This is a genomic window from Arthrobacter sp. PL16 (assembly GCF_035985055.1).
In the GTDB taxonomy this organism is placed as follows: domain Bacteria; phylum Actinomycetota; class Actinomycetes; order Actinomycetales; family Micrococcaceae; genus Arthrobacter_D; species Arthrobacter_D cheniae.
Window position 1 is genome coordinate 223,477 of sequence record NZ_JAXCIC010000006.1, and the last position, 13,667, is coordinate 237,143.

The window sequence follows — 13,667 nt, forward strand, 5'->3', positions numbered from 1 at the left end:
GGACGGTCCGGGCCGGGAGCGGAAACCCCCGGCCCGGAACCTCGTGGACGCTAGCTGGCGAGCTGGCGCAGCACGTACTGCAGGATGCCGCCGTTGCGGTAGTAGTCCGCTTCACCCGGCGTATCGATGCGGAGCACCGCGTCGAATTCGATGGCGCTGCCACCGTCGGCCGGAGTCGCGGTGACCCTGACCGTGCGGGGCGTGCGTCCCTCGTTGAGCTCGGTCACACCGCCGACGGCGAACGTCTCCGTGCCCGTGAGGCCGAGGCTCTCCACGTTCTGCCCTTCGGGGTACTGGAGCGGCAGGACGCCCATGCCGATGAGGTTCGAGCGGTGGATGCGCTCGTAGCTCTCGGCGATGACTGCCTTGACGCCCAGCAGCGCGGTGCCCTTGGCCGCCCAGTCACGCGACGATCCGGAGCCGTATTCCTTCCCGGCGAGGACCACCAGCGGGATACCCGCTTCGCGGTAGTTCTCCGCGGCGTCGTACACGGCTGCCTGCGGCGCATCCGCCTGGGAGAAGTCCCTCGTGAACCCGCCCTCGACGCCGTCGAGCAGCTGGTTCTTGATGCGGATGTTCGCGAACGTGCCGCGGATCATGACCTCGTGGTTTCCGCGGCGCGAGCCGTAGGAGTTGAAGTCCTTGCGCTGCACGCCCTTCTCGGTCAGGTAGCGGCCGGCAGGGGTGTCCGACTTGAAGGACCCGGCGGGCGAGATGTGGTCGGTGGTGACCGAGTCGCCGAGCTTCAGCAGGACGCGTGCACCGTCGATGTCCTCGACCGGGCTCGCCTCGCGCTGCATGCCGTCGAAATACGGTGGCTTCCGCACATACGTGGACTCAGGATCCCAGGCGAAGGTATCGCCGTCGGGCGTGGGCAGCGACTTCCAGCGGTCGTCGCCCTCGAAGATCGTCGCGTAGCTCGAGGTGAACATCTCGACGTCGATCGAGTCGTCGATGACCTTCTGGACCTCGACCGGGTTCGGCCAGATGTCCTTCAGGAAGACGTCGGTTCCCGACTCGTCCTGGCCGAGGGGCTCGTTGTCGAAGTCGAAGTCCATGGTGCCGGCCAGGGCGTAGGCGACCACCAGCGGCGGTGAGGCCAGGTAGTTCATCTTCACGTCCGGGTTGATACGGCCCTCGAAGTTCCGGTTGCCGGACAGGACGGCGGTGACCGCGAGGTCGTTGTCCTGGATGGCCTGCGAGATCTCGTCCTCGAGCGGGCCGGAGTTACCGATGCACGTAGCGCAGCCGTAGCCGACCGTGAAGAAACCGAGCTTCTCCAGGTACGGGATCAGTCCGGACTTCTCGTAGTAGTCGGTGACGACCTTCGAGCCCGGGGCCACGGACGTCTTGACCCATGGCTTGGACACGAGGCCCTTCTCGACGGCGTTCCGGGCGAGCACGGCGGCGGCGAGCATGACCGACGGGTTGGAGGTGTTGGTGCACGAGGTGATCGACGCGATGCTCACGGCACCGTGATCGAGCTCGAACTCGCGTCCGTCCTTCATGGTGACGCTGACTTTCCTGGACGGGCGGGAACCACCGGTTCCGGCCCCGACGGTCTCACGGGGTTCGGAATTCTCGTCCGTGACCGAGGAGGTCGTGCCGGGGGTGAAGCTCGGGGAGTCCGAGGCCGGGAAGCTCTCCTGCGAGGACTCGTCGACGGTGCCGCCGGGCGCGAAGTGCAGCTCGGGATCGTTCGAGTAGTTGCGCAGGTCCTCGCGGAACTGGCTCTTCGACGCGGTGAGCTCCACGCGGTCCTGGGGGCGCTTCGGTCCGGCGATCGAGGGGACGACCGTGGAGAGGTTCAGTTCGAGGTACTCGGAGAAGCGGATCTCGCGGGACGGATCGTGCCAGAGTCCCTGCTCCTTGGCGTAGGCCTCGACGAGGGCGACATTCTCCGCCGGGCGGCCGGTGAGGCGCAGGTAGTCGAGCGTGACGTCGTCGATCGGGAACATCGCGGCGGTGGATCCGAACTCGGGGCTCATGTTGCCGATGGTGGCGCGGTTGGCGAGCGGCACGGAGGCGACGCCCTCCCCGTAGAACTCCACGAACTTGCCGACCACACCGTGCTTGCGCAGGATCTGCGTGATGGTGAGGACGACGTCCGTAGCGGTGGCGCCGGCAGGGATCTCACCGGTCAGTTTGAAGCCCACGACGCGCGGGATGAGCATGGAGACAGGCTGGCCGAGCATTGCTGCCTCCGCCTCGATGCCGCCGACGCCCCAGCCGAGCACGCCGAGGCCGTTGACCATCGTGGTGTGCGAGTCGGTGCCGACGCAGGTGTCGGGGTAGGCGCGGAGCACTCCGTCGACCTCGCGGGTCATGACGGTGCGGGCCAGGTACTCGAGGTTGACCTGGTGCACGATGCCCATGCCCGGCGGGACGACCTTGAAATCGTCGAACGCGGTCTGGCCCCAGCGGAGGAACTGGTAACGCTCGCCATTGCGCTGGTATTCGATCTCCATGTTGCGCTCGAGGGCGCCGGCATTACCGAAGGCGTCGATCTGCACGGAGTGGTCGATCACCATCTCTGCGGGCGCCAGCGGGTTGACGCGCTTGGGGTCGCCTCCGAGGTCGACGACGGCCTCACGCATCGTTGCGAGGTCGACGACGCAGGGGACGCCCGTGAAGTCCTGCATGATGACGCGCGCAGGGGTGAACTGGATCTCGGTGCTCGGTTCCGCTGCTGCATCCCACTGCGCGAGAGCGCGTACGTGATCCGCGGTGATGTTCGCACCGTCTTCGGTGCGGAGCAGGTTCTCCAGCAGGACCTTGAGGCTGAACGGGAGGTTCTCGGCACCCTCGACCGCACCTAGCCTGAAAATTTCGTATTCAGCGCCGGCGACATCGAGTACGCCCTTCGCGCCGAATGAGTCCGCGGTCGACATGACGTTGGCTCCCTTCAGAGAGATTGTGGAATATCCCCAGTCTATTCCACGATCTGCGCCAGTGTATACAGTCGTACACCGAAGCCACGCACCTCCTTCCGACGGTTCCCGGAACCACCCTCAGGCGTCGTGCCGCACCGCATCCTCACGGCCGGCGGGGGCCTGCAGGCCGAGAAAGGGTTCGTCCTCCTCGGGCAATTCATCACGACTGTGATCCACCACGGGACCCGTTCCGGCGATCTCCCGGATGAGGTCGATTCCGGCGATCGCCTCTTCCTTCGACTCGTAGAAAGTCGAGACCGCGACCAGCGTTCCATCGGGAGCGGTCAGTTTCACGCGGAATCCGTTGTCGTGTGCATCCACCAGCTTGAAGTAACCTGCCAACGTCCTACCTCCTTGTAAGGGGCATTCCCACAACCCTGTGATCCCTTATCATAAGCATACTTACTTAACGCTCGGACCCCGTCGGTTCGCCCGATCGGCCCTGCCTCGAACAGGAGCGACACACCGTGGCCCGGAAGCACCTCCGTTTCGACCATTCCCTGCCAGGCAGGAAACAGAAGGAGCACGATGACCGAGTCAAGCAGCGCAGGACATCCCGACGGCGCCGCCCTTCCCACGGACCATCCCCTCGGCCCGGCCTCGCCCATTCCGCCACTCGAGAAGGAACAGGGGCGCGTCGGGCCCGCCGGTGGATCGGCCGAGGCGTCAGGGGCCGGCTCGGCCGGACAGTCCGCAGCGGTGAACAACACTGACGTCGGCGGACATGGCGCAGGCAGGGACGATTCCGGCGACGCTTACGGGCAGGACCCGGACGGGCACGACGACGGCCGGCCGGAGACGGACCGGCGCGAGGAGGTCCTCGACCCGGCGGCAGGAACGGCGGCCCATCATGCCCGGAGCATCCGGGATGAACAGGGCACCCACAGCGCCGGTACGGTGCCTGCGGCTTTCAACGGCGAAGGTTCACCCGAGGACCCGGCGAACGACCGCCACCCCGAGGACGCTGCGTCCGAGCCGGACACCTGGGACAGCGGCGGCGCCGAGGGCTGACGCAACGGTCAGCGGCCCCGCCGCGCCAGCCTGGCCACCAGAGACGACGGCGCCACCCTCGCGAGAGCCGTGATGACCTTGTAGCGGACGCTCGGGATGCACACGGCCTTCCCTGCCGCGGTATCGTGGAGCGCTTCCCGGACCACGAGTCCGGCGTCGAGCCACAGGAAGCCTGGCACGCCCGTCTTGTCAGCTCCCATTCGCTGGTGGAACTCGGTGTGGACGAATCCGGGACACACTGCCGTCACCCGTACGCCTTCCCGCCCATAGGTGAGGTTCGCCCATCTGCTGAAGCTGATCATGGCGGCCTTCGCTGCACCATAGGTTCCCCGCGGAGTGAAGCCTGCGACGCTCGCCACCGTGATGATCGTGCCCGACCTTCGTGGGCGCATGGACTGCAGCGCGGCATGCGACAGGGCGAGCGGCACCTCGACGTGGATCCGGAGGTGCCGGAGCTCGTCGTCGAGCTCGTTGTCGGCGAATGGCCTGACCAGCCCGTAGCCGGCGTTATTGACGAGTACGGTGACGGGCGCGGCACCAGCCGCGGGCTCCCCCGCCGCCGTCGACCCGTCAGTACCACCCGGGGCGTGCCGATCTTCGGGTCGATCGCCCGTGCGGAGGCGGGCGAGGACTCTCTCCAGCCCGTCGTCGTCCAGCAGGTCGGCCGAGATCGTCTCCACGCCGACCCGCCACCGCGCACGCAGCGCGCGCGCCGTCTCTTCGAGCGGTCCGGACGCTCGCGCCACCAGCACCAGGTCGCAGCCGCGGGCTGCGTACTGCCGTGCGAATTCCGCTCCGATGCCGGCCGTCGCGCCAGTGATGAGCACAGTCTCAGTCATGTCGTCACCTTGTCCCACTTCCACCCGCACGCACAAGGCGCGAGCGCCGGGGTGCCGGCGGGTGCGGCGCCCGCAGGCCTGGGAGACCCCTGTACGACGGCGCCGATAGGGCGCTCCACAGTCCGCGGACGATGCAACGTCGATGCGACCCCCTGCGGTGTAGGTTCGGCGCTACCGGCGACCGGCTGTGATCTGCGGCGCACGCCGGTTCCCGCGCCCGGGCGTACCGGACGTGCTGAACACACCAGGGAAGAAGGACGTTCCATGAGCGGTAACAAAGCTGTTGCGTACAAGGGACCGGGGAAGGTCGAGGTCATCGACACCGACTACCCCACATTCGAACTGAAGGACGGACCCGGCGTCAATCCGGCGAACATCGGCCGGAAACTGAGTCACGGCGTCATCCTCAAGACTGTCACCACCAATATCTGCGGGTCGGACCAGCACATGGTACGCGGTCGCACCACGGCGCCGGCCGACCTGGTGCTTGGGCATGAGATCACCGGCGAGGTCGTGGAGGTGGGTTCCGACGTCGAGTTCATCAAGGTGGGCGACATCTGTTCGGTCCCCTTCAACATCGCGTGTGGACGGTGCCGCAACTGCAAGGAACGCAAGACCGGCATCTGCCTCAACGTGAACCCCGCGCGTCCCGGAGCCGCCTACGGCTACGTGGACATGGGCGGCTGGGTAGGAGGCCAGGCGGAGTACGTCCTGGTGCCCTACGCGGACTGGAACCTGCTCAAATTCCCGGACCGGGACCAGGCGCTGGAGAAGATCCTCGATCTGACGATGCTCTCCGACATCTTCCCCACCGGGTTCCACGGTGCCGTGACGGCGGGGGTGGGTGTCGGCTCCACGGTGTACATCGCAGGCGCCGGGCCGGTGGGCCTGGCAGCGGCCGTGTCGGCGCAGCTCCTGGGCGCCGCCGTCGTGATTGTGGGCGACCTGAACGAGGGCCGGCTGACTCAGGCCCGGAGCTTCGGCTGCGAGACCGTCGACGTGTCCAAGGGCGATCCCCGTGACCAGATCGAGCAGCTCCTGGGCGTACCGGAAGTCGACTGCGGCGTCGACGCCGTCGGCTTCGAGGCACGCGGCCACGGCTCCGGCTCGTCGACCGAGGCACCCGCGACGGTCCTCAACTCGCTCATGGACGTCACGGCGGCCGGCGGGGCACTGGGCATTCCAGGCCTCTACGTCACCGGCGATCCGGGCGGAATCGACGAGGCAGCGAAGGTCGGTTCGCTGTCGATCAGCCTCGGTACCGGGTGGGCGAAGTCACTGTCCTTCACCACAGGCCAGTGTCCGGTCATGAAATACAACAGGGGGCTCATGATGGCCATCCTGCATGACAAGGTGTCCATCGCGAAGGCCGTCAACGCCAAGGCGATCGGCCTCGAGGACGCGCCACGCGGCTACGAGGAGTTCGACGCCGGAGCGGCTACGAAGTACGTTCTCGACCCGCACGGATACGTAGCAGCCTGACAGCACGCGCCGCTTCCCCTGGCGGACGGTCGAAGGGCCCGGATCACCATGATCCGGGCCCTTCGTCGCGCTCTGTCGTCGGAGCGACAGTGTGACACAGGAAGCCTGATTGGGCCAGCTTCCACTCCGTCTTTTGAATCAATGTCAAGCGCCGCGCCGTACCGGTTTGGCAACGAATCGAAAATACCCTACGGTAGAGGCAGTTCCCCGTCCGGGGAAGCGAACAGACTGCCGAAAATCGAGCAGTCATTTATGCCCGGCACCGCCCTCCACCGCTCGTTGCTCAACCGGCGGCTGCCGAACCATGACCTCTATATCGTCAAGGTGAGCAGCGGCGCGAAGAAGTCCGGGGACGGACCTAGTGCGGGTGGCCTTTCGGAGCATCGTAACCCCATGAATACACACACCTTCAGCACCAGCGCCCGTCGTGGACTCGCAGCAGTAGCACTCACCGGCCTCGGCCTCGGCGCGGCGGCCGGTGCAGCCAACGCTGCCCCCGCCAGCGACTGGGATGCACTGGCACAGTGCGAGAGCGGCGGAAACTGGGGCATCAACACCGGCAACGGCTTCTCCGGCGGACTGCAGTTCACCCCGTCGACCTGGGCAGCCTTCGGTGGCCAGGGTTCCCCCCAGGGTGCATCCCGCGAGCAGCAGATCGCTGTCGCGGAGAACGTGCTTGCGGGCCAGGGCTGGGGCGCATGGCCTGCCTGCTCGGCAAAGCTCGGACTCGGCAGTGCTGCGAACCCCGGCACAGTGCAGTTCTCGGCCGCACAGGCCCCTGTTGTCCAGGCCCCTGTTGTCCAGGCACCCGTCGTGCAGGCTCCTGTTGTCCAGGCACCCGTCGTGCAGGCTCCTGTTGTCCAGGCGCCTGTCGTTCAGGCACCCGTCGTCCAGGCCCCCGCCCAGGCGCCCGTCACCCTGAGTGGCGAGACCTACACGATCCAGTCGGGCGACACCCTCGGCACCATCGCTGACAAGCTCGGCGTCAAGGGCGGCTGGCAGGCACTGTTCGCGGCGAACGCCGACACCGTCATCCACGCCGACCTGATCTTCACCGGTCATGTCCTGCAGCTTCCGGCCTAGTCCGGCCGACCGCCGTCGGGCGCGTGCGTAGCGCGCGGGTCCCGGTACGGATTGCCTGAAGAAGCCCCCGTCTCCCTGGAGACGGGGGCTTCTTTCGTGCTCGGGCCGATGTTCAGCTGCAGGACGTGGCGTCGACGTCGATGGCCAGATTGTGCGCCACCGAGAAGTCGCGGTCCGGCGAGGAGAACGCCACCAGGATATTGTCCGCGCTGCCATGGGTGACGCCTTCGGCGAGCTCGACCGTGACGATGATGTTGACGTGTGCATCGGGTTCGAATTCGTAGCCTGCCGTGGGGACGGGCGGCCCGATCGGCTCCTGCGTCGCCGCCGGCGTCGGCGCCGGCGTATGTGTCTCGTGCGCCTCGGTATCGGCGGCGGGGTGGTGGTGTCCCTCCCGGTTGGCGGTCTGGACCATGGACGAGAGGACGTCGAGGCCCTGGGGGTTCCCGAGGGTCATCTCACCGAGGGTGAAGGTCTCGAGGGTCGGATTGTGCAGCATCACCGTATAGCGCAGTCGGCTGTCCTCAGGCTGCACACCGCAGAGTTCTGCGCCGTCGACACCGACGTTGAGGGGATCGTCCCCGAGGTCGTTGACGACGGGATCCGCCTGGCTGCCATCCTTCGGCGTCGTCGGACCGGAGGGCTGGGCCTGGTCCCCCGCCGGCGTATTCACACCCAGCGGATTGTCCTCGACGCTTCCGCAGCCCGTGAGGGCCAGCGACGCAGTCACGACGACAGCGAACACCGCGGTGTGGCGCCTATGAGGCAGAGCAGTCAGGAATTTCACGATCAGCCCATCCGTATCAGCCGGTCGCCGGGACGGAAAGCCTGCGGCGCTGGTAGCTGTGATTCGTCGCACAGGCTCCCCCGGCTTGGTCGAGCGGGCCTGATTCCGCCGTCGGTACACGGCCGGCGATCCTGCACCGCATCAGGCCAGGGGCTTGCCGCCCGTCACTCCCAGGACCTCTCCGGATACGTATCGCGCATCATTGGAGGCCAGGAAGACGTAGGCGCCGGCTAGTTCGGCCGGCTGGCCCATCCGCCCGAGGGGCGTATTCTCCCCGAACGATTCCAGCTTTTCACTCGTGGTGGTAGCGGGCTGCAGCGGCGTCCAGATGGGACCGGGCGCGACCGCATTCACGCGGATACCGCGCTCCCCCAGCAACTGCGCGAGGCTGAAGGTCAGGTTGTTGAGCGCAGCCTTGGTGGCGGCGTAGTCCATGAGGCTGGTGGAGGGGTGATAGCCCTGCACGGAGGTGGTGTTGATGATCGACGACCCCTCGGACAGGTGCGGCAGCGCCGCCTGGGTCAGCCAGATGGTCCCGTAGACGTTCGTCTCGAAGGTGCGCCTCAACTGGCCGGCATCGATGTCGGGCAGGCCGTTCGGCTGGGCGATGTGGAAGCCCGCGTTGTTGACGAGGATGTCCAGGCCGCCCAGGCCTTCCACCACCTGCCGGATGGCCGAGGCCGAATACGCCTCGTCGCGGAGGTCCCCGGGCACGGCGAGCGCGGTACGCCCCTCTGCGCGGATCAGTTCGAGGCAACTGGCGCCGTCCTCCTCCTCCTCGGGCAGGTAGCCGATCGCCACGTCCGCTCCCTCCCGGGCGAAGGCGAGCGCGACGGCCCGTCCTATACCGGAATCCCCGCCCGTGATGAAGGCCTTCCGTCCGGTCAGCCGCCCATGCCCGGTGTAGCTGTCCTCGCCGTGGTCCGGACGCGGATCCATGCGTTCCGTGAAGCCGGGGTACTCCTGGAGTTCGGTCGATGCATCGACGGTGGGGCCTCTGGGGTCCTCCTGGTCGAGCGTTCCTGACGGATCGTTGCCCATGGTGCTCCTGACGGTGGTGGTAGGAGGTACTAAGCCTACTGTCATTGTGTTTGTCGCGTCAGTCCTCTAGTAATGGACATATGACAGTGATCCTGAGGTCCCTCGAAACAGCTGTACCCGACACGATCATGGTGCAGCCCCAGGTCCGGGACGTCTTCGCTGCGCAGCCCGGTCTCACCCGGCTCGGACAGCGCCTCGTCGGAGCGGCCTTCGACTCCTCTGGCATCGAGACGCGCTACACCGCCGTCAAGGAACTGACACTCGCGGAATCAGCCGAACACCCCGTCTTCTTCGACCGCGAGGAACTGCGGATCCTGACGCCGAGCACGAAGACCCGCAACGAGGTCTATGCGATCGAGGGCACCAAACTCTTCATCGAAGCGGCCCGGAAGGCGCTCGACGCAGCTCCCGGCATCGAGGCGTCGGACATCACGCACGTCGTCACCGCGTCCTGCACAGGCTTCTTCGCCCCCGGTCCGGACTACAAGGTAGTTCGAGCGCTCGACCTCAAGCCGTCGGTGCAGCGCTACCACCTCGGCTTCATGGGCTGCTACGCGGCCTTCCCCGCGCTGCGGTCGGCGAAGGCGTTCTGCGAGGCCGACCCGGACGCCGTCGTCCTGGTGATCGCCGCCGAGCTGTGCTCCCTGCACGTCCGGTCCTCGAACAACCCCGATACGATCGTGGGCTCGTCGCTGTTCGCGGACGGCGCCGCGGCTGCCATCATCTCCGCCCGGGACATCCCGCTGGATGGGCCGGCGCTCAGCCTCGACCACTTCGAGACGGTCCTCACGCCGGTCGGCGAGGAGTCCATGGCATGGAACATCGGTGACGAGGGCTTCGAGATGGTGCTCGGCACGTACGTCCCGCACATCATCGACGAGCACATCGTCGGCGCGCTCGAGCCCCTTCTCGCGCGCGACGCCGCACTCGAGGGCCTCGATTACGCGGACATCGAGCACTGGGCCATACACCCCGGCGGCCGCAGCATCCTGGACAAGGTCGAGGCGAAGCTCGGCCTGACGCAGGAACAGCTCGTCCCTGCGCGAGCGACGCTGCGCGATTACGGGAACATGAGCAGCGCCACAGTCATGTTCGTCCTCAAGCACATCCTGGATCAACCTGCGACGGACGGGAACAACCGCATCTGCTCCATGGCGTTCGGCCCCGGGCTGACGGTGGAGACAGCACTGTTCACGAAGGTCGGTGCCACACCGGCAGGAGGCGGGACCGCCGACGCGGATGCCGCGCTCCATGCAGGGGGTGCGGCGGGGATCGGTGCTACCGGCCCGGATGACGCCGCCCTGCCCACGGACCTCGAGCCCATCCTCATCAAAGCGGGCGCATGAGCCGACGAGGATTCCTCGCGGAACGGGATCCGGACGCGATCGAGGAGATGGACAGGCCCGATTGCGACCCGGGGAAACTCGACCGGACCTACGCGCAGTTCGGCGTCGTTAATGCCGCGGTATCGGGCTGGCGCCGCACGTACACCTCGCTACTCCGGCCGGCGTTCTCCCCGGATCGAACCAACACACTGCTCGACGTCGGATCCGGCGGAGGCGACGTGCCCCGGGCCCTGGCCCGGTGGGCACGGCGCGACGGCCTACCGCTCGAGGTGACGGCGATCGACCCCGACGAGCGTGCGCATGCCTACGCGACCACGAGGCCGGCCCTCCCCGGCCTGTCCTTCCGCCGGGCCCTCAGCTCGGAACTGGTCGCCGAAGGAGCGGCCTTCGACGCCGTCGTCTCCAATCACGTGCTCCATCACCTCGACCCCGCGCAGTTCGACGGGCTCCTCGATGACACGGAACAGCTGACGCGGCAGGTAGCCGTCCACAGCGACATCGCCCGGCACCCGCTCGGTTATGCCCTGTTCTCGGCCGGAACGCTGCCGCTCCCCGGTTCCTACATCCGGCAGGACGGCCTTACCTCCATCCGCCGCAGCTACACCCCCCGCGAGCTACGCGACAGCGTCGCCGGCCGGCGGAACTGGGAGGTCCGCACGGCGGCGCCGTTCATCAACCTGCTCGTCCTGCAGCCCGGCGGTCCGGCCGGGGAACCACACCGTGCATGACGTGATCGTCGTCGGGGGCGGACCGGTCGGGCTCTATACCGCCCTGCTCCTGCGACAGGCCGGGCTCGACGCCGTCGTGCTGGAGCGGCGCACCGACCGCAGCAGCCATTCCCGTGCCATCGGCATCCACCCTCCTGCATTGCGTGCGCTCGAGGCGGGCGGCATAGCCGACGAGCTGCGGGAGCGCGGCGTCCTCATCCGTGACGGTGTGGCACGAAGCGCCGGACGCCACGTGGGCACCATCTCCTTCTCGACCCTGCCCGGAGCCGAGACGTACGTCCTTGCCGTACCCCAGGCCACCACCGAGGAGATTCTCGAGCGCCGCCTCGAGGAGGAGTTCCCCGGTACCCTCCGACGGGGCGTCGCAGTCCTCTCCGCGCGCGACGCCGGCGACCACGTCCTTGCGTCCACGCGCGGCCAGGGCGGGGACGCCGTGCTCCGGGCGCGGCTTCTCGTCGCAGCGGACGGCGCCCGGAGCTCCATCCGGGACGGCGCCGGCATCCGCGCACCGTCCCGCCGCTATCCGGACTGCTACGTCATGGGCGATTTCAAGGACGGCACGGACGACGGCGACGACGCCGTGCTGTATCTCGAAACCGGCGGAATCGTCGAATCCTTCCCCCTCCCCGGCGGCATCCGGCGCTGGGTTGTGCGGGTCGGCTGTCCGGTGCAGCGCCCGACGGCGGAGGACCTCACGTCCCTCATCCACGAGAGGACGGGCGTCGACGTCGATCCTGGCACCAATTCGATGCTGAGCGCCTTCGATGTGCAGTCGCGCCTGGCCGAGCGATTCGTCGCCGGGCGGACAATCCTGGTCGGGGACGCCGCCCATGAGGTCTCGCCCATCGGCGGACAGGGCATGAACCTCGGCTGGCTGGACGCCGTCAGGCTCGTGCCGATCATCACCGCCTCCATCCGGGACAAGCAGGGCGTCGCTGCACGGCTCGCGGTGTATGAGAAGGAGCGGCGGGCACAGGCCGCGCTGGCGCGGCGGAAGGCCCACATCAACATGGCACTGGGACGCCCCCTGCCGGCAGCCTTCATGCGACCGCGCAACGCGATCCTCGCGGCGCTGATCAGGAACGACGCCGTCCACGCCGGCGTGGCCCGCGCCTTCACCATGCAGTAGTAGCCGCCCACCGCTTAAATGCAGAACCCCCGCGGGCCGCCGCCGCGGACACCTGGAGGTGTCGCACGGCGGGAACGCTGCGGGGGTTGCCGGTCGTGCAGGGCCTACCTCTTGAACAGGCCCTTCTTGACGTTCTCGGGACGCTGCATCTCGCCCTGCTTCGCACCCATGACGACAACGATGCCGCTGACGAGGGGTATCAGCCACTGGGTCGCCTTGAGCTGCGACTGCGCCTTGGCCAACTCATCGCTGGCTCCGGGACGGGGTTCGGTTGCACCTTCGCCGCCCTGCTCAGCGAGCTCGCCGACCTTCTTGCCGAGCATGCCCGAGTACAGCGAGAGCGCCATGCCGAGGACCGTGACGAGGGACTTCCAGACGGTGTTCGAGCCGACCGAGTCCTGGGCTGCGACGCGGCCCTTGTTGCCGAGGATCAGGCCGATGCCGCCTGCTGCGTGGACCGCGAATGCCGCGACCTGGACCGGGGTCCACTTGGCCCAGCCGAGAGCGGAGAGGCGCGTGCGCTCCTTGGGGTCCTTCGCCTTGCCGGTTGCGCCGTTCAGTCCGACAGCGCCCATCAAGGTGCCGCCGAACCAGGCTGCCGCGCCAAGGTCGTGGGCTGATCGTGCCAAAAGGTTTCCTGCCATGATGTAGAGCTCCTTAGACGTGTGGTTCGACCTACCCTCTACATTTATCAGCATGCTTAGGATTAAGCTATGGGAAGCTTCGGACACCACCAGGGTGTGATCCTCCACGCCGAAGTGCTACGAAAGGCCGAGGGCGCATGGCAGACCATACGAACGATCTCGACGAAGTTTGGCCCCAGTGGAAGGAGGCGGTCAACATGAGCGCCTCCCAGCTCGAGACCTGGCTCGACACGGAGGAGTCCCGATCCGTGGGTCAGAAAGCGTCCGGGTCCGACGAGTCCGTGGGCCACAAGTCGGGCAGGCGCATCATCGAGATCCTGAACACGAAGCGCGACGACCTCAAGGACGACGACGTCAAGCACATGCACAAGGTGGTGGGCTATGTACATCGCCACCTTGCGCAGGAACCGTCCAAGGAGGACATCGAGTCCTCGAAGTGGCGCTACTCGCTCATGAACTGGGGGCACGACCCCCTCAAATAGGGACGATGGTCGGGCAACGAGAAGGGCCCCCCCCCCGGGGGGGGGGGCCGTGGGGGTGTTGGGTACAATTTGTTAGTCAACGCACCTTAGTTGTGGGCGGGCGACATTTCGGCCAGAGAGGTCTACACCCAGGAGTATGGGTCTACCATAGACACCGAGATC

Annotated in this window: 13 protein-coding genes; 7 read left to right on the plus strand and 6 right to left on the minus strand. The window is 67.2% G+C overall.

Annotation, left to right across the window (positions count from 1 at the left end):
* Window positions 1-50: 50 nt before the first annotated feature.
* Both RCH21_RS13560 and RCH21_RS13565 read right to left on the minus strand, forming a co-directional pair.
* On the minus strand, window positions 51-2,891 hold the full coding sequence (locus tag RCH21_RS13560) for an aconitate hydratase (RefSeq protein ID WP_326964838.1): 2,841 nt from the start codon (window positions 2,889-2,891) through the stop codon (window positions 51-53).
* Window positions 2,892-3,011: 120 nt separating this feature from the next.
* Complete coding sequence (locus RCH21_RS13565) at window positions 3,012-3,275, minus strand: YegP family protein (protein WP_326964839.1); 264 nt, start codon at window positions 3,273-3,275, stop codon at window positions 3,012-3,014.
* A 186-nt stretch (window positions 3,276-3,461) separates the two neighbouring features.
* Between RCH21_RS13565 and RCH21_RS13570 the strand changes: the two genes are divergently transcribed.
* The gene (locus RCH21_RS13570; RefSeq protein WP_326964840.1) at window positions 3,462-3,944 is read left to right on the plus strand and encodes a hypothetical protein; all 483 of its coding nucleotides are present in this window, start codon (window positions 3,462-3,464) and stop codon (window positions 3,942-3,944) included.
* Window positions 3,945-3,952: 8 nt separating this feature from the next.
* On the opposite strand, the gene RCH21_RS13575 is transcribed toward RCH21_RS13570, so the two are convergent.
* Complete coding sequence (locus RCH21_RS13575) at window positions 3,953-4,783, minus strand: SDR family NAD(P)-dependent oxidoreductase (protein WP_326964841.1); 831 nt, start codon at window positions 4,781-4,783, stop codon at window positions 3,953-3,955.
* A 264-nt stretch (window positions 4,784-5,047) separates the two neighbouring features.
* On the opposite strand from RCH21_RS13575, the gene fdhA reads away from it, so the two are divergent.
* Together fdhA and RCH21_RS13585 are read left to right on the plus strand one after the other, a co-directional pair.
* Complete coding sequence (gene fdhA / locus RCH21_RS13580) at window positions 5,048-6,265, plus strand: formaldehyde dehydrogenase, glutathione-independent (protein WP_326964842.1); 1,218 nt, start codon at window positions 5,048-5,050, stop codon at window positions 6,263-6,265.
* Window positions 6,266-6,658: 393 nt separating this feature from the next.
* Entirely contained in the window at window positions 6,659-7,348 is a 690-nt protein-coding gene (locus RCH21_RS13585) for a transglycosylase family protein (RefSeq protein WP_326964843.1), read from the plus strand.
* Window positions 7,349-7,460: 112 nt separating this feature from the next.
* On the opposite strand, the gene RCH21_RS13590 is transcribed toward RCH21_RS13585, so the two are convergent.
* Window positions 7,461-8,078, minus strand: coding sequence for a hypothetical protein (locus RCH21_RS13590; protein WP_326964844.1), 618 nt, complete (start codon window positions 8,076-8,078; stop codon window positions 7,461-7,463).
* A gap of 198 nt (window positions 8,079-8,276) precedes the next feature.
* Complete coding sequence (locus RCH21_RS13595) at window positions 8,277-9,176, minus strand: SDR family oxidoreductase (RefSeq protein ID WP_326964845.1); 900 nt, start codon at window positions 9,174-9,176, stop codon at window positions 8,277-8,279.
* A gap of 50 nt (window positions 9,177-9,226) precedes the next feature.
* Between RCH21_RS13595 and RCH21_RS13600 the strand changes: the two genes are divergently transcribed.
* From RCH21_RS13600 to RCH21_RS13610, 3 genes are read left to right on the plus strand one after another with little or no spacing between them, the layout of a single operon-like run.
* Entirely contained in the window at window positions 9,227-10,522 is a 1,296-nt protein-coding gene (locus RCH21_RS13600; RefSeq protein ID WP_326964846.1) for a type III polyketide synthase, read from the plus strand.
* Window positions 10,519-11,250 carry a class I SAM-dependent methyltransferase gene (locus RCH21_RS13605; RefSeq protein ID WP_326964847.1) on the plus strand — a complete coding sequence of 244 codons (732 nt, stop codon included), beginning with the start codon at window positions 10,519-10,521 and terminating at the stop codon, window positions 11,248-11,250. The genes RCH21_RS13600 and RCH21_RS13605 overlap by 4 nt, the downstream gene beginning before the upstream one ends.
* Entirely contained in the window at window positions 11,243-12,379 is a 1,137-nt protein-coding gene (locus RCH21_RS13610) for an FAD-dependent oxidoreductase (RefSeq protein WP_326964848.1), read from the plus strand. Before RCH21_RS13605 ends, RCH21_RS13610 begins: the two co-directional genes overlap by 8 nt.
* Window positions 12,380-12,483: 104 nt before the next feature.
* Here RCH21_RS13610 and RCH21_RS13615 read toward each other — a convergent pair whose 3' ends face one another.
* On the minus strand, window positions 12,484-13,023 hold the full coding sequence (locus RCH21_RS13615) for a hypothetical protein (RefSeq protein WP_326964849.1): 540 nt from the start codon (window positions 13,021-13,023) through the stop codon (window positions 12,484-12,486).
* A gap of 137 nt (window positions 13,024-13,160) precedes the next feature.
* On the opposite strand from RCH21_RS13615, the gene RCH21_RS13620 reads away from it, so the two are divergent.
* Window positions 13,161-13,505, plus strand: coding sequence for a DUF3140 domain-containing protein (locus RCH21_RS13620; RefSeq protein WP_326964850.1), 345 nt, complete (start codon window positions 13,161-13,163; stop codon window positions 13,503-13,505).
* The last annotated feature ends 162 nt before the right edge of the window (window positions 13,506-13,667 follow it).